The sequence below is a fragment of the Neptuniibacter sp. QD72_48 genome (assembly GCF_047778065.1).
GTDB lineage: Bacteria > Pseudomonadota > Gammaproteobacteria > Pseudomonadales > Balneatricaceae > Neptuniibacter.
Window position 1 is genome coordinate 2,595,881 of sequence record NZ_CP180547.1, and the last position, 15,487, is coordinate 2,611,367.

A 15,487-nucleotide genomic window follows, 5' to 3' on the forward strand; every position below is an offset into this window, starting at 1 on the left:
GATGCTAAGAGTCGCCTGCGCCGAACGCCCTGACTGGCGCGAAACCGCTGAACAATATGGTTTCCATTTTCATACCCTGTATGGGGAGCCATATTGGGATGAATCCGCCTACTATCAATTCTCTCTCGAACAGATAGAACAAGATATTGAAGCCCCTACGGCTGAGATTCAACAGATGTGTCTAGCGGTAGTTGAGCATGTGGTAGGTAATGAAGACCTGCTTCGACGCTTTCAAATCCCAGAAGCCTTTTGGGATGAGATTGCGCGCTCTTGGTTTGCCAGGGAAGATAGCCTCTACAGCCGCATCGATCTTTGTTATGACGGTAAAAGCCCTGCCAAATTCTTAGAGAATAATGCCGACACACCCACCAGCCTTTATGAAACCGGATTCTGGCAATGGGTATGGCTTCAGCAACAGGTGGATCGCGGCAAGCAGTCTCGTAATGCTGATCAATTTAACTCCCTACAAGAGCGACTGATCGAACGATTCAAAGCACTCAAAGTCCGTCAGCCTTCGCGCTTACTGCACCTAGCGAGTTGCAAAGACACCATCGAAGATCGTGGCACTGTGCAATATCTGCAAGACTGCGCTCAACAAGCAGGCCTACTAAACGACTTCATCTATGTAGAAGATATCGGCATCAATGAAGATCAGCGCTTTGTCGATCAGCTAGGTAAACCGATCAACTGGCTATTCAAACTCTACCCTTGGGAGTTTATGCAACGGGAAGAGTACGGCGAATACATTGCTCAAAGCGGTACCACCTTTCTAGAGCCGATCTGGAAAAGCTTAGTCTCCAACAAAGCACTACTGCCTTTATTGTGGGAACTCTTTCCAAATCACCCTAACCTACTACCTGCTTATTTTGAAGATGATCCCCGTGCTGCAGAACTTACGCATTATGTCCGCAAGCCGATCTTCTCTCGCGAAGGCGCCAATATCAGCATCGTTAATCAAGGCGAAGTAATAGCGAAGGCCGAAGGGCCTTACGGTGAAGAGGGATACATCGTTCAGGCTTGTCACCCTCTGCCTAAATTTGGTGACAATCACACGCTGATCGGCAGCTGGCTAATAGACGATCAACCCGCCGGTATTTCTCTAAGAGAAGATAAACACCCGATCACACAAGATCTTTCCCGCTTTTTACCGCATATCATCCTTTGATAGCGATGAGTCAGTCGTAACGCAATCAGGCTAGAAAATGGTATTATGCGCGGCAATATTTAGATAACGCCCAATAAAGCTGTTTTTTTCAGATTGGGTCATGACTTTTATCACCCTCGGCAACGTTAAACTAACGCCGTCGAACCTAGATTAGAGAAGATTTAAGTGGAATTTTTGGTTAACGAAGCAATTGAAGATTATGCCTTTCAAAGCACTACAGCTGAGCCTGAATTGCTGCAAGAGCTGATCGATGAAACCAACAAAAACATGGGCTGGCCGCAAAAGCTATCTGGCCGTTTGGTTGGCAGAACGCTAAAACTTCTTGCTCAGTTGCACCAACCAAAGAACGTACTAGAGATTGGTATGTTCACTGGCTATTCCGCTTTATCCATCGCAGAAGGCATGCCAGAAGATGGCAAGATCATCTGCTGCGAAACGAACCCTCGCGCAATCGACTTTGCCAAAACATTCTTTGATCGTAGCCCTCACGGCCACAAGATTGAAGTAATCTTCGGCAAAGCGATTGAAACCATCGAAACGCTGGATATGGAGCTAGACTTCACTTTCATCGATGCAGACAAGCGCAACTACCTAAACTACTACCACAAGGTTTTAGAAATGACGCGCCCAGGCGGCCTGATCATTCTGGATAACATGTTGTGGTCTGGCAAAGTACTACAGCCAGAATCTGACATTGATGACGTCTTAGTCGATCTAAATAAAGAGATCGCTGCAGATCCAAATGTAGAAAACCTATTCCTAACCGTTCGCGACGGTATGAATGTGGTACGGAAACTACGTTAATGCGACACCTAATCAGTGCGATTAATTCAGACGTTCCTCAGGTAGCCCTTAACAGTAACGAAGCGGCACCTGAAGAAAGCTATACAATCGAATCTGCAGATGCGGTGCTAAAGCTTTATCTCGATACCGATGAAAAAGCACCTTTAATGGCAGCACTGCAACAAGTGCGTAATGCCATTATCGAAGATTTAGACCAAGTAGAAACTGTTGCTGAGATTTACGGTCTGATGTACTGGTTGCTAGCGGATCATGGCGTCGATAATCGCGGTGAATCTCTAGAAGAGACTGCCGATCGATTAGGCGATATCGATATTGAGAACGATACTGATCAATATGGCGAACTGATTTTCCACCTCAAAGATGCCGTAGAACGCTTGTACGATATAGAACTGGATTAACAGCACTGTTTTACGTTTAAGTGTACGTTTAAGGGAGGCAGTATGCGCAGAGGTCATAAAATACTATGGGCGTGCCTCCTTTTAACTTTCACTTTTGTAATAGCCCTGCCTTTAGCCGCATACTTTTTCTCCCCAGTTATTGCACATAAAAGCCTGCAATATTGGTTGGAGCAAAATGACTTCTCCGCTGTTGAACTGGATATGCAAACGCCTAGCTGGAACGAGCTGCATATCGCTAATGTAAAACTAGAAAAGCACACCCCTACTCAGATCATCAGTTATCAATCCAGCGATATAACACTGCAATTTAACCCTTACACTCTCTGGCAAGAACAGCGCCTCAAACTGCTATCAATGCCGCGCTCAGATATAAAAATCACCTACACCACCGAACAAAGCAGTGAGAGTAATAATGAAGAGGTAGATCTAAGCCAAGCCCTACCCTCGGTTTGGTTTAATCAGATCCCCATTGATACCATTCGGATTGGACAAGTCAGTCTTCAATTGGATTACCCAGAAAACCAGAGCGATTGGCAATTTATCGGCGCACTACTGTTTGAAGACGACAAACTGTATAGCCGAGTTAAAGCTTTAAGAGATGAGAAAGATTTTGGTTGGGGCGACCTGAATCTGAACAAGCAAAATCAATTTACGTTTCGATTGTTAGAAGACGAAGAGCCTTTCTTTAATATTGCAGGCGATCTCTCTTTTGATGACAAACTGACCTTAACATCCGCGCAAGAGATCCAACTGGCTGGTTTACAGAGCTGGCGACAAAAACTCGAACTGCATAATCTACCTATTCCTAAGTTAGAAGGTACGGTCGAACTTCAGGGTAAAATACACTTCCCGCTACAAACCCGTTTCTCTCCAGATGAACTGTTAAAGAGTATCCAGATCGATCAAACCGGTAAGGCAAAAATAACTGCGTTTAACCCAATTCCGTCTCTAGAAAAAGCCTCTGCCGAATTAGAGGGTGCGCTTAAATTCTCCCTTAAAGAAGCTGAGATCACGCTTAATGCAGACACCAATATACAAGCCCCCGAGCTAAAGCACCCGAGCTTAAAAGCACCGGTAAAAAACCTGAAAGCAACCATACAACAGCCACTAGCAATCAAAGCGAATATCGGCCAACTGCTTATAGATGGTGCGCTTATACCAGACGTATCACCTTTGCATTTAGATATTGAAGCAGGCGCTTTTGCCCTAGAGGGTATTAATGTGCTACCTATACGCTCTAAATTAAGCCTCGACTCAATCGATCTAGCGAAAGAGCAAATCTCAGGTTCGATCGCTGTTCCTCAGCTAAACATGAGCCAAGGAAAAACCAAATTCCCACAATTGAAACTGAGCTCTAAATTCACATGGGATAAAGATCAGTTAAGCAATCGCTATCAGGTATCCAGCAACGCTCCTATAAAGCTAGATCTAAAAGGCCGTGCAAGTACCACCTTGAGTAACGGCAACACTAAGCTAAATTGGTCCTTACAACCTATCAGCCTCAAAGGGATTGATCGCTCACTAGAAGCCTACGCCCCTATCCCAAAAGAGCTAAGCGTGCTTAAAGGCACACTCTTCCACAAAGGCAGTGGCAACTTAAAGAACGGCAAGTTCTCAGCGCAATTCAACAACAGCATTAGAGCTGCAAATTTAAGCTGGGATGAAACCTTAATCGAAGGGTTCAATTTAGATTCAACTTCCCGACTTTCTTCCTCAGGTAGATTACGCGATAAAGGCAGCATTAAGCTGGGTCGGGTTACAACAGGAGTTGAAATCAAAAATGTGCAAACAAGTTATCAGTATCAGCAGCGAAAAAACGGTGACCTGCTTAAACTGAAGGGTATGCAGGCTGAGCTTTTTGAGGGTTTAATTAGCCTCTCAGATTTCGAGTTCAACCCTAGCAATCCCGATATCACCAGTCAGGTGCAGGTAGACAACATCGATCTTGGCGCGGTGATGGCTTTGGAAAGGCAGCAAGGGTTATCCGGTGAAGGTAAATTAGGGGGAAGTTTCCCTCTAGCTTACAAAGATAACGCTTTCACCATCACTGATGGTGTAATCAAAGGCTTGCCGCCTGGTGGCAAAATTTTGTTTGAGCCAACCCCAGCAGTGCAAGCTTATGCTGCGGCGAATGTTGGTTTAAAAATGGCGATAGAAGCGCTTCAGAATTTTCATTATGAAGAGCTGGATATAGGGCTTAACTATTTAGCGGATGGTACGGCCTTATTGGCAACCCGCTTAAAGGGTAGCAATCCAGATTGGCAAAATGGCCATCCGGTAGATTTCACGATTAATGTGGAAGAGAATATTCCTAAGTTAATCAAAACATTACAGTTTGCAGATAAATTGACGAAGACAATCGAGAAGCGTTACCGTTAACGCAGATTGAAACCTAATTTGAGGAACAACCATGAAATTAACCCATTTACTCCCACCTTTTGCGTTAGCAATTGCGTTGGCTGGTGTGAGCGGTTGTTCACCCCGCGTGGAAGTCGCGGTACCTAGCGAACCTATTACCATTAACCTCAATGTTAAAATTGAGCACGAGATTCTGGTCAAGGTTGATAGGGAAATTGATGAACTGCTCACAGAAAACAGCGATATTTTTTAAAGGGGTATGATGATGAAACAGTTTCGAACGCTATTCAGCATGATAGCCCTAGCGCTATCAATCATTGCAACACCTGCTTGGGCTATCTCTAAAGACGATGCCAAAGCTCAAGGTCTCATCGGTGAGCGTACCAACGGCTATCTAGGCATAGTGACATCTAAGCCTACAGGCGATCTAAAATCCCTAGTTGCTAGCATTAATAAAAAACGCCGTGCCGCTTATGACAAAGGCTCTAAAAAAGCAGGCGTAGAACGCGCTGTGTTTGAACTACGTATGGGTCAACGCCTTCAGGACCGCACACCTGCTGGACAATTTATCCAGCTACAAAACGGCAAGTGGCGTAAGAAGTAGTTTTCAAGATTTAGCGGAAGGGGCATCCGAATAGACTTGCCCCTTCGGTTAATTTTATCCAAGTCACACTCGCAAAAAAGAAAGGGACGTTCGAATGTCAGCCCATAGCCCAAAACTGATTGCAGCGTTAACCGCTACCCTTCTCAGTACAGGCACCGCATCAGCTGATACCATCGCTTCTTTAGCCAAAGACGCTAATGAGCCTAATCCGTGGACGCTCAATCTTTATTTTGAGAATGATCTGTTTTCCGAAACAGACCAAAACTACACCAACGGTATTAAAGCCTCTTGGGTCTCCCCTAATGTGAGCAACCATCTGGACGATCCTAATTTGCCAGAGTGGGTTGGCAAAGTTGCCCCCTATTTACCTCGATTCGATCCACCCAATCCAACTGGCGAACCGATACAACGTAATGTTGTAGTGAGCTTAGGACAGCAGATTTATACCCCTGAAAATTTAGAACGCTTTAGCGTTGATCCCAATGATCGTCCTTATGCTGCATGGCTCTACGGTGGGCTGTCTTATCATAGCCGTACCCGCCGCTCGATGAATACAGCAGAGCTAAATATCGGTATTGTCGGTCCATGGGCTTTAGGAGAAGAAGCTCAAGACTTTATTCATGATCTGCGAGGGTTTAAAAAGTTTAATGGCTGGGATAATCAGCTTAAAAATGAACCCGGCATTCAACTGGTTTACGAACATAAATATCGCTTCTTAGAAGGTCCGATCTCTCCACTATTTGAATACGATACGATCCTTCATGGCGGCGGTAGCCTCGGTAATGTTGCGACTTATCTAAATGCTGGCGCAGAGGTACGTGTTGGTTGGAATCTACCCCAAGACTTTGGCACATCAGCACTACGTAGCGGTGGCGATAATAGCGCGCCTGGTTTGGGAGATGGACGCTACCAGCGCGGTAGCCGTGACAACAATTTAGGTGTTCACGCATTTGCATCGATGGATGGACGCTGGGTATTAAGAGATATCTTTCTTGATGGCAATACCTTTCGAAGCAGTCATTCGGTTGATAAAGAACCTTTAGTTGGCGAAGCCGCAGTAGGTATCGCGGCTCTATATAAAGGTTGGAAACTATCGTTTGCCAAAGTACATCGCAGCAAAGAGTTTAAAGGCCAGCCCGACGGTCATTCCTTTGGCTCGCTCAGCTTAAGTTACTCTTACAGTCTCTAAACAAGTAAAAAGGCTCCACTAGGAGCCTTTTTATTCATTGACCTTGTCCAAAACAAATCTACAGCAGCTTCAAAATCTCATCTTTCGACATCGGCTTAGCGAAGTAATACCCCTGAAGATATTCACAACCCATCTGTTTGAGATAGTCAGCCTGTTCGAGTAACTCCACCCCTTCCGCAACTAATTCCATCTGCAGGCCTTTAGCCAAACCCACAATCGAGTTAGCTATGCAACGATCGTTATCGGCATCCGGTAAGCCATCAACAAACGACTTATCAATTTTTAATTTAGTAACCGGCATATGCTTTAAGCGCGATAGCGAGGAGTAGCCGGTACCAAAATCATCAATCGCCATGCGTACACCAAGGCTAGACAGGGCCTCTAGTTGAGAACGGACAAAAGCAGAGTTTTGACCTATCAATTCCTCAACAATTTCCAATTCGATTTTGCATGCAGGTAGATCGTGCTCCTGCAGTAAAGACGCTATCTCTTCAGAAAGCGCCGAGTTATGTAACTGCTCGGAGGCAATGTTCACCGAAACCCAATCGACCGATTTACCCTGCTGCTCAAATGTCACCAGATCTTCACAAGCTTTTTTCAACATTAAGCTGCCCAAGCGTTCCATCAAACCGAGCTTTCGAGCGGTTGGTAGGAATTCAGCAGGCGAGATATATCCTTTATCGGGGTGAGGCCAGCGCACTAACGCCTCTAAACCCACAATGCTTTCTTGTTCAGCACAGAATATAGGCTGGTAGAAAGGTACAAGTTGGGAGTGTTCGATCGCTTCAACTAAATCATGTTCGAAAGTGCGCTTACTTTGCAGCTGTACCAACCAATCTTTTGCGAAATACTGTACGCCACCACGTGTACTCTCTTTGGCTCGCCGCATGGCAAGTTCAGCACAACGCATCGGACTAGTAACCGGTTCTCCCTCTATCGGGTAGATAACCACCCCAGTGCTGCTACTGACATTGACGAACTCTTCATTGCAGATTTTCAGCGGTGTACGACTTGTCAGTTTTAACTCATGAGTAAGCGAGTTGAGTTGCTCTGTATCTTCAAGATTAGGAATCCATATCCCAAAGGTATCCCCGCCTACACGCGCTAAACGGCAATCTATTTGTCGAGTTAATTTCTCTAAGCGACGCGCAAAAGCCACCAACAAATGATCAGCCACCGTATGACCGTATTGATCATTGATAGAGGCAAAGGAATCAAGTCCAATCAACAAAAGCGCACTGGGATTTTCACTATTTCCTGCCTCTTGCTGATTAAAGTCCAATCGCTTTTGAAACTGGTTACGCTTTTCTAAGCCGGTAAGTGGATCGTACTGCTCCAAAAACTCCAGTTGCTCTCGATCTCTTAGCCACAACTCGTGCTCATTAATCATCGAGATATGATCAGCCAGTGAAGCAACATAAGACATCTCGGGCATATCCCAAACGCGCTGTTCACCAACCTGTTCAAGGCAGATCACCCCCTGTAGCTTTCCTGAGGAAAAAATCGGAGCATCCAACATCGAACATATTTCATTGGGGATCAGGTAAGAATCGGCGAATTCTTTAGTACGCGGGTCCGAAATCGCATTATCTGCATTAATTAAGCGATCTTCACCTATGGCTCGAAAGTAGCTAGGAAAATCAGTCTGGTAAAGAGCTGCACCTTGGTAATACTGATCAGTTTCATGCAGATACAAAACCTCGCAGACGATGCGCTGAGCATCAGTATCTAATTTCCAGACGCTGACCCGAGAAACATTCAACTGTTCTGCGCAGGACTGAATTATGCGTTTTAGCTTCGATATCCGAGGATAATCAATAAAGCCTTCCCCATGACTCAGCACTAGTAAAGATTTGTGCAGACTAATTAACTTCTCTACCGCTGGCATACCTTTCCCTACAATGAAACTAACCTACTGATCTACATCAGGAAAAAAAACAAAGTCTTACCTACAATAGTAGTTGATGTTTCCTCAATGCCAATACATGAGCATTAAGTAAGGAAAAAAAGATGCAGCTTTCACAAAAACTTATCGCTATCGAAGTACTTTTTTTCACAATTCTTATGGGAGGGGTAGCTCTCACTATCTACTTTTTTGCCCTTCCTGAAATACGTAATGTGGAAACGCAATATCATTTAACAGATATAAAACGCATTCAAAATGGTATTAAGAATGAGCTTGATTACCTAAACAGCATGTCGACAGACTGGGCAGCTTGGGATGATACCTATCAATATTCAGATCAACCTTACAAAGCGTTTGAAACCGCCAACTTAGTTCCAGAGACACTAGAGGATCTACGTTTAGACCTACTGATCCTTATCAATAAAGAAAATAAAATCTTAAACAAACTAGCTAATGACAACATTGGTGACCCCGAGAGTTTACAACTTCTACAAGGTAGCGAGTGGAGTAATAACCACCCGGCTTTGCAATATATAGGTGACGATAAGCAGGGAATCTTTGAGACGGAGATTGGACCATTGTTGCTTGCTAGGCAACCTATTTTGACCACCCGAAAACAAGGCCCTCCTCGTGGCTACCTAATCTTCGCTAAACTACTAAATGACTCCTTAGTGCAAGAGCTTAGTGAAGAGTTACAAGTAGATATTTCTATCAGTATGGCCACTAAAAGTACGCTTACACCATCGGTAGAATTTATTTCGCCAAAGCAATCACATTCTAGAGGCTATATCCAACTGATGAACAGCAGCGATACTGTCATTCAATTAGATATTGATCAGCCTCGCCCTTTTTATCAGCAAGCAATTAGTGCTGTTCGCTATTCACTATTCACAGCGTTAATACTCAGCAGCATCGCCTGTTTGATTACTTACATTATCCTGAGAAAAGTACTGATTAACCCAATTGTCCAACTCCAGCAACAAGCAGATCGTTTCAAATACAAAGGCGAAAAACAGCCTTTCACAGCCTTAGAAAGCAATGATGAATTAGGACAACTATCCACCACATTTATTGCTATGGCAAAAGAGCTTTCACAGCACTTTGGTGAATTGACACAGGAACGAGACCAACTCCAAGATAGTAGCTATACCGATGCCTTAACAACGCTCAAAAATCCGCGTTTTCTGTCAGCCTTTCTAAGCTCTGAAGCCAACAAGAAACCACCTGCAGACTGGACTTTTTTCACATTAGATTTGGACTTCTTTAAACAGGTTAATGATAACTACGGCCACGATATTGGGGACGTGACACTTCAGCAATTTTCTTCACAGTTAAAATCGTTCTGCCGTGACCAAGACATTCTGGTGCGCAGTGGCGGTGAAGAATTTACAGTGATCTGTTATCAACTAGATGGAACCAGTGCCAAAAAACTTGCTGAAAGGATACGCCAAGGCATCGAAAAATTTGAATTTGGTAACCAACAGAAATTTAACCTCAGTTGCTCAATCGGTTTTTTCTCTATCCATATATATACACCCCAAGCAAACACCCAAGTTTGGAAAAGCATGTTAAAACTATCTGACATTGCTCTATATGCGGCCAAATACAGTGGTCGGAACACATGGGTAGGTTTACAAAATCTAAGTCACTGTAAAGATGGGCACTATCCAAGCGACAGCAGTGAAGTACAGCATTGGTTAGAAAGCAAAAAGTTAAAACTCATCACACCTCCACACACTGAAGAACAATTACGTTGGGATAAAGAAACTCCGACAAATTGTTCAGAATAGAATTGTTAACACATTACTTATGGGCGTTATTGCTCAATAGCGCCCATAAGTAATCCGCTCAACGCCCGAAAAAATGCCTCCTCTATTCCCTTGAAAGAAACACTCCGATAAGAAAACACAGTTTCCTAAAATAAACTTTTGTTTATTTTCTATCACAAAATGAGCAAAAAACGGGTATCATTAGCCACTTTTTGAGCACACCATAATCAACTGATCACAGGTAAGTTAAAAATGCCGACACAGAATCAGGCTCCGCTTTCCGTTTTGGAGCAAAAAGATGCCTTTATAGCGCGTCACATTGGACCTTCCGCAGCCGAGCAACAAGCGATGCTTGCCGAGCTTGATGTAACTGATATGGATCAGTTGATCAGCCAAACCGTACCTGAGTCTATCCAGCTCAAGTCACCGATTGGCCTACCAGAAAGCCGCTCTGAAGATGAGGTACTAGCGTACCTAAAATCTGTTGCGCAAAAGAACAAAGTAAACACATCGATGATCGGTATGGGTTATACCGACACGATCGTGCCAAACGTTATCCTACGTAACGTTTTGGAAAATCCAGGTTGGTACACTGCATACACGCCGTACCAACCAGAAGTTTCTCAAGGCCGCTTGGAAGCGATCCTTAACTTCCAAACAATGGTGCTAGACCTAACAGGCCTAGACCTTGCCAACGCTTCCCTACTAGATGAAGCAACTGCTGCCGCTGAAGCGATGACGCTATGTAAGCGTATGTCTAAAGCGAAGAAAGCGAACACATTCCTAATCGATAGCAATGTTCACCCGCAGAGCATCAGCGTTATTCAAACACGTGCTGAACCTCTAGGTTACGAAGTAATCGTCGGTGACGTAAGCGAGTTGATCGATCAACACGAAGTATTCGGTGTACTAGTTCAGTACCCAGGTACTTACGGTGATGTAAATGACTACGCTGAGCTAATCGAAAAAGTTCACAGCAAAAAAGCGCTATTCTGTGCAGCTGCAGACATCATGAGCTTGATCATGCTGAAATCACCAGGCGAGCTAGGTGCAGACGTTGTATTCGGTTCTGCTCAGCGTTTTGGTGTACCAATGGGTTACGGTGGTCCACACGCGGCATTCTTCGCAACACGTGATACCTACAAGCGTTCTGTTCCTGGCCGTATCATTGGTGTTTCTGTTGATACACGCGGTAACAAAGCACTGCGTATGGCGATGCAAACACGTGAGCAGCATATCCGTCGTGAGAAAGCGACATCTAACATCTGTACTGCTCAGGTTCTACTTGCCAACATGGCAGGCTTCTACGCGGTTTACCACGGCCCACAAGGTCTAAAAACAATCGCTAGCCGCATCAACCGTCTAACAACGATTCTTGCGAAAGGCCTACAAGCGAAAGGCGTTCAGCTACTGAACAACAGCTGGTTCGATACTCTATCTATTCAGCTAGATAACGCTGAAGAGGTTTACCAAGCAGCACTAGATGCTGGTATCAACCTACGTAAGATCAGCGATAACAAGCTGGGTATGACATGTGATGAGTGCACTAACCGCGACATCATCAACACCCTTTGGGATTGCATCCTAGGTGCAGGTCACGGTCTAGACCTAGACAGCATCGATGCAGAGATCTCCGCGTCTGGTGAAACATCATTTGATGCTGCACTAGTTCGTGAATCTGAGATTCTTCAGCACCCAGTATTCAACAGCTACCACAGCGAAACAGAGATGCTTCGCTACCTGAAGAAGCTGGAAAACAAAGATATCTCCCTTGCTCACAGCATGATCGCGCTTGGCTCTTGTACGATGAAGCTAAACGCTACTGCTGAGATGATCCCTGTGACATGGCCTGAATTTGGTCAGATCCACCCGTTCGCACCAATCGATCAAGCACAAGGTTACAAACAGCTAATCACTGAGCTAGAAGATCAGCTAAAAGAGATCACTGGCTTTGATGCGATCTGCATGCAGCCAAACTCTGGCGCACAAGGTGAGTACGCGGGCCTATTGGCGATCCGTAACTACCACCAGTCCAACGGCGAAGCGCATCGTAACATCTGCCTAATCCCAACATCTGCACACGGTACTAACCCAGCATCAGCAGCACTGGCTGATATGAAAGTGGTACTCACCGCATGTGATGAAAACGGTAACGTAGATGTAGCTGACCTGCGCGCTAAAGCAGAACAGCATAAAGATGACCTATCTTGCCTAATGATCACCTACCCATCTACACACGGTGTATATGAGGAAGATATCCGTGAGATCTGCCAGATCGTTCACGACAACGGTGGTCAGGTTTACATGGACGGCGCTAACCTGAATGCTCAGGTAGCAATCAGCCAACCTGCAGAGATCGGTGCAGACGTATCGCACATGAACCTGCACAAAACCTTCTGTATTCCTCACGGTGGCGGTGGTCCAGGCATGGGCCCTATCGGTGTTAAAGCACACTTAGCACCATTTGTGGCTAACCATCCAGTACAACAGATCGAAGGCCCTAAAGCTGAGAACGGCGCTGTATCTGCTGCACCTTGGGGTAGCGCATCTATCCTACCGATCTCTTGGGTTTACATTGCTCTTATGGGTGGCACAGGTCTACGCGCGGCTACTGAGAATGCGATCCTAAACGCTAACTACCTAGCGAAGAAACTGGGCGAAGACTTCCCTGTTCTTTACTCTGGTCGTAACGGCCGTGTTGCACACGAGTGCATCATCGACATGCGTCCACTTAAAGAAGCATCTGGCATCACAGAAGAAGACGTAGCTAAGCGTTTGATGGACTTTGGCTTCCACGCTCCAACAATGTCCTTCCCTGTGGCTGGCACATTGATGATCGAGCCAACGGAATCTGAATCTAAAGCTGAGCTAGATCGCTTTATCGAAGCGATGAGCACAATCCGCGAAGAGATTCGTCAGGTTGAAACAAACGAGATCGACGGCGAGAACAACCCTCTACGTAATGCGCCACACACAATGGCAGACATTATCGATTCTGAGTGGAACCGCCCTTACTCACTTGAAACAGCAGCCTTCCCTGCTGATCACCTGAAAGACAGCAAGATCTGGCCAACAGTTAACCGTATCGATAACGTCTACGGCGACCGTAACCTGTTCTGTTCGTGTATTCCGGTTGAAGATTACGCTGAGTAATCAATAGATCAGCTTAAAACTAAAAATGCCGCATCTGATGCGGCATTTTTTTTGGTAGAGCAAAACTATAAGCTCATAGTGAATATACACTGATCTAAAAACAAAAATCTTCATTATTCTTCCGTTTTAGCCTTTTAAACAAACAATCCGCAATAATCTTCACTATTCTTCCGTTTTCTGTTTTTTTGATCTATTATCCAAATAATCTTCACTATTCTTCCGTTGAGATAGTCTATGAACTTAACCTCCACTATAGAGCTGGGTAAGCAGATTAAAGCTAAAAGAAAAGAGCAAGGATTTCAGCAGGAGGATTGCGCTGCCTATGTCGGTGTTTCAGCGCGTACTATACGCAACATTGAAAAAGGCTTTACAGGCACCAAAGCGGAAACAGTCTTCACCCTAATGCAAGAGCTGGGTTTGCGCCTATTCATAGGTAAAAAAGGTGATCCTCAAGCTTGGTCATTGGATAATCTTAAAGAACTATCCCAGCACGTATATCACACACGTAAAAGCCAAAAAATTCGTCAGGATGACTTAGCCGCCATAGTCGACGTACAACCTTCTGTGATTGGAAGACTAGAAAAGACCCCTAACTCAGTGGCAATCGGCACGGTGTTTAACGTGCTACATGAACTAGGCATAGTGCTTAGCGATCAAGCTGACTGTAATCGAATAGACTACAGGGAAGGAGCAGAGTAGAAATGGATATTAGAATACTCAATGCTTTTATTAATGACGAACACATAGGTATTTTAACAGATACCAATGGTATCTGGTCATTTGAATACACTTCCGCATGGATCAACAAGGGTTATGCCCTCTCGCCCGCTCTGCCTCTGCAAAAAGATGCCCAAATCGATAAAAGCACCATAAGACCCGTACAGAACTTTTTCGATAACCTATTACCCGAAGAAGCTGCACGTAAACTAATGGCCAATGAAGCAGGTGTAGATGTTGCGGATAGATTCGCCCTGCTTGCTTACTATGGTGCAGAAACAGCCGGTGCAATAACACTGCTTAAAGAAGCTCAACACCCAGCCATTGCAGATGCTTATGCCGAGCTTACTTATGAATCATTATCGGCAAGAATCAGAGCACTGCCACAATCGCCCCTTACCAAGGAATCGCCAAAACGTATGTCCTTAGCTGGGGCACAACATAAACTGGCCGTTTGCTTTGATCACGAAACTCAGGCCCTATCTGAACCTAAAGGCGCTACTGCATCTACACACGTATTGAAGCCAGACCATAATGACATTGACAATTACCCCCATAGCTCGATCAATGAATGGTTTGTAATGCGCCTGGCAGATATTGCCGGTTTAAGCGTACCAGCCACACATTACCTCCACGTACCGGAAACAGTCTACCTAATAGATCGCTTTGACCGTGACACTACTACCGACAAAGCGGCGCGAAAGCATATTCTGGATGGTTGCCAGATGCTTCAACTACCCCCAGAAAGTAAATACCGTAACTGTACAATTGAGAACTTAGTCAAACTAAGCAATATGTGCGTTGAACCAGCAGCCACACGACAAAAAGTATTCAACTGGCTGATATTTAATTTTCTTGTTGGCAATAGTGATGCCCATCTGAAAAACCTGAGCTTCTTCATCAACGCCAACGGCTACAGTCTGACTCCTCACTATGACCTGCTCAACACAACAGGTTATGGCTCTACCAGTCAGAAATGGATGCATGCCAATATGGTCACTAAGCTAGGTGATGTACAAGTCTTTGAGGGAGTAACTATTAAGACCCTCATAGCAACAGGACAAGAAATGAAAGTCGGCTCAGTAAAAAATATTACGCAAAGAATCAGCACTCTGTGTAACAAAGTCAGCACGGGCGCACAGAACCTATACGAAACGCTGGAAAAAACTAATTCAGATAAACCCGACCACCTTAAACTAACACCGGGTGAACTACAGCATTTGCGCAAGATAATATATGGGCCTCTATCCGAAGCCGCTCGGCAGTTGCAAAGCAGCTAAGAATAAGATGTCAGGTAAATGAAGTCATAACCTCGTGGGTTATGCTAGAGAACAAATGCACAATGCAAGACTTAAGCCTGAGATTGGGGATCACTCGTGCCCTTGACCGGAAACGGCTAATAGGTGATCCCGTAGCTTGTTTTA

Annotated in this window: 12 protein-coding genes; 11 read left to right on the forward strand and 1 reads right to left on the reverse strand. The window is 44.9% G+C overall.

Features of this window, described 5'->3' with window-relative positions; genetic code table 11:
- Nucleotide 1 precedes the first annotated feature (1 nt).
- The 7 genes from ACMXYX_RS11695 (at nt 2) to ACMXYX_RS11725 (ending at nt 6,518) form a co-directional block, all read left to right on the forward strand.
- The gene (locus ACMXYX_RS11695) at nt 2–1,165 is read left to right on the forward strand and encodes a glutathionylspermidine synthase family protein (RefSeq protein WP_415906024.1); all 1,164 of its coding nucleotides are present in this window, start codon (nt 2–4) and stop codon (nt 1,163–1,165) included.
- A gap of 165 nt (nt 1,166–1,330) precedes the next feature.
- Nucleotides 1,331–1,969, forward strand: coding sequence for an O-methyltransferase (locus ACMXYX_RS11700; protein ID WP_415881778.1), 639 nt, complete (start codon nt 1,331–1,333; stop codon nt 1,967–1,969).
- A complete protein-coding gene (locus tag ACMXYX_RS11705) occupies nt 1,969–2,367 on the forward strand; it encodes a hypothetical protein (protein WP_415892055.1) in 399 nt (132 codons plus the stop codon). Before ACMXYX_RS11700 ends, ACMXYX_RS11705 begins: the two co-directional genes overlap by 1 nt.
- Nucleotides 2,368–2,409: 42 nt before the next feature.
- Complete coding sequence (locus ACMXYX_RS11710; RefSeq protein ID WP_415906025.1) at nt 2,410–4,746, forward strand: YdbH domain-containing protein; 2,337 nt, start codon at nt 2,410–2,412, stop codon at nt 4,744–4,746.
- Between the two features lie 31 nt (nt 4,747–4,777).
- Nucleotides 4,778–4,978: a YnbE family lipoprotein gene (locus tag ACMXYX_RS11715; RefSeq protein WP_415881781.1), complete on the forward strand. Its 201-nt coding sequence runs from the start codon at nt 4,778–4,780 to the stop codon at nt 4,976–4,978.
- 12 nt (nt 4,979–4,990) lie between these two features.
- Nucleotides 4,991–5,329 (forward strand): YdbL family protein, encoded by a 339-nt coding sequence (locus tag ACMXYX_RS11720; protein ID WP_415895803.1) that lies wholly within the window; start codon nt 4,991–4,993, stop codon nt 5,327–5,329.
- 94 nt (nt 5,330–5,423) lie between these two features.
- Nucleotides 5,424–6,518, forward strand: a complete 1,095-nt coding sequence (locus ACMXYX_RS11725) for a lipid A deacylase LpxR family protein (protein ID WP_415895802.1) — start codon at nt 5,424–5,426, stop codon at nt 6,516–6,518.
- Nucleotides 6,519–6,576: 58 nt separating this feature from the next.
- Here ACMXYX_RS11725 and ACMXYX_RS11730 read toward each other — a convergent pair whose 3' ends face one another.
- Entirely contained in the window at nt 6,577–8,406 is a 1,830-nt protein-coding gene (locus ACMXYX_RS11730; protein ID WP_415906026.1) for an EAL domain-containing protein, read from the reverse strand.
- 122 nt (nt 8,407–8,528) lie between these two features.
- On the opposite strand from ACMXYX_RS11730, the gene ACMXYX_RS11735 reads away from it, so the two are divergent.
- The 4 genes from ACMXYX_RS11735 to ACMXYX_RS11750 all read left to right on the forward strand — a co-directional run bounded on the left by ACMXYX_RS11735 (nt 8,529) and on the right by ACMXYX_RS11750 (nt 15,343).
- Entirely contained in the window at nt 8,529–10,214 is a 1,686-nt protein-coding gene (locus tag ACMXYX_RS11735; protein WP_415881785.1) for a diguanylate cyclase, read from the forward strand.
- A gap of 231 nt (nt 10,215–10,445) precedes the next feature.
- Nucleotides 10,446–13,346, forward strand: coding sequence for an aminomethyl-transferring glycine dehydrogenase (gcvP, locus tag ACMXYX_RS11740; RefSeq protein ID WP_415906027.1), 2,901 nt, complete (start codon nt 10,446–10,448; stop codon nt 13,344–13,346).
- Nucleotides 13,347–13,580: 234 nt separating this feature from the next.
- Complete coding sequence (locus ACMXYX_RS11745; RefSeq protein ID WP_415906028.1) at nt 13,581–14,045, forward strand: helix-turn-helix domain-containing protein; 465 nt, start codon at nt 13,581–13,583, stop codon at nt 14,043–14,045.
- Nucleotides 14,046–14,047: 2 nt separating this feature from the next.
- A complete protein-coding gene (locus ACMXYX_RS11750; RefSeq protein ID WP_415906029.1) occupies nt 14,048–15,343 on the forward strand; it encodes a HipA domain-containing protein in 1,296 nt (431 codons plus the stop codon).
- Nucleotides 15,344–15,487: the final 144 nt, after the last annotated feature.

What these genes read in the sequence shown, in the direction of transcription:
- ACMXYX_RS11695 (WP_415906024.1), top strand. Translation starts at nt 2, where the DNA reads ATGCTAAGAGTCGCCTGCGCCGAACGCCCTGACTGGCGCGAAACCGCT.
- ACMXYX_RS11705 (WP_415892055.1), top strand. Translation starts at nt 1,969, where the DNA reads ATGCGACACCTAATCAGTGCGATTAATTCAGACGTTCCTCAGGTAGCC.
- ACMXYX_RS11710 (WP_415906025.1), top strand. Translation starts at nt 2,410, where the DNA reads ATGCGCAGAGGTCATAAAATACTATGGGCGTGCCTCCTTTTAACTTTC.
- ACMXYX_RS11715 (WP_415881781.1), top strand. Translation starts at nt 4,778, where the DNA reads ATGAAATTAACCCATTTACTCCCACCTTTTGCGTTAGCAATTGCGTTG.
- ACMXYX_RS11720 (WP_415895803.1), top strand. Translation starts at nt 4,991, where the DNA reads ATGAAACAGTTTCGAACGCTATTCAGCATGATAGCCCTAGCGCTATCA.
- ACMXYX_RS11725 (WP_415895802.1), top strand. Translation starts at nt 5,424, where the DNA reads ATGTCAGCCCATAGCCCAAAACTGATTGCAGCGTTAACCGCTACCCTT.
- ACMXYX_RS11730 (WP_415906026.1), bottom strand. Translation starts at nt 8,406, where the DNA reads ATGCCAGCGGTAGAGAAGTTAATTAGTCTGCACAAATCTTTACTAGTG.
- ACMXYX_RS11735 (WP_415881785.1), top strand. Translation starts at nt 8,529, where the DNA reads ATGCAGCTTTCACAAAAACTTATCGCTATCGAAGTACTTTTTTTCACA.
- gcvP (WP_415906027.1), top strand. Translation starts at nt 10,446, where the DNA reads ATGCCGACACAGAATCAGGCTCCGCTTTCCGTTTTGGAGCAAAAAGAT.
- ACMXYX_RS11745 (WP_415906028.1), top strand. Translation starts at nt 13,581, where the DNA reads ATGAACTTAACCTCCACTATAGAGCTGGGTAAGCAGATTAAAGCTAAA.
- ACMXYX_RS11750 (WP_415906029.1), top strand. Translation starts at nt 14,048, where the DNA reads ATGGATATTAGAATACTCAATGCTTTTATTAATGACGAACACATAGGT.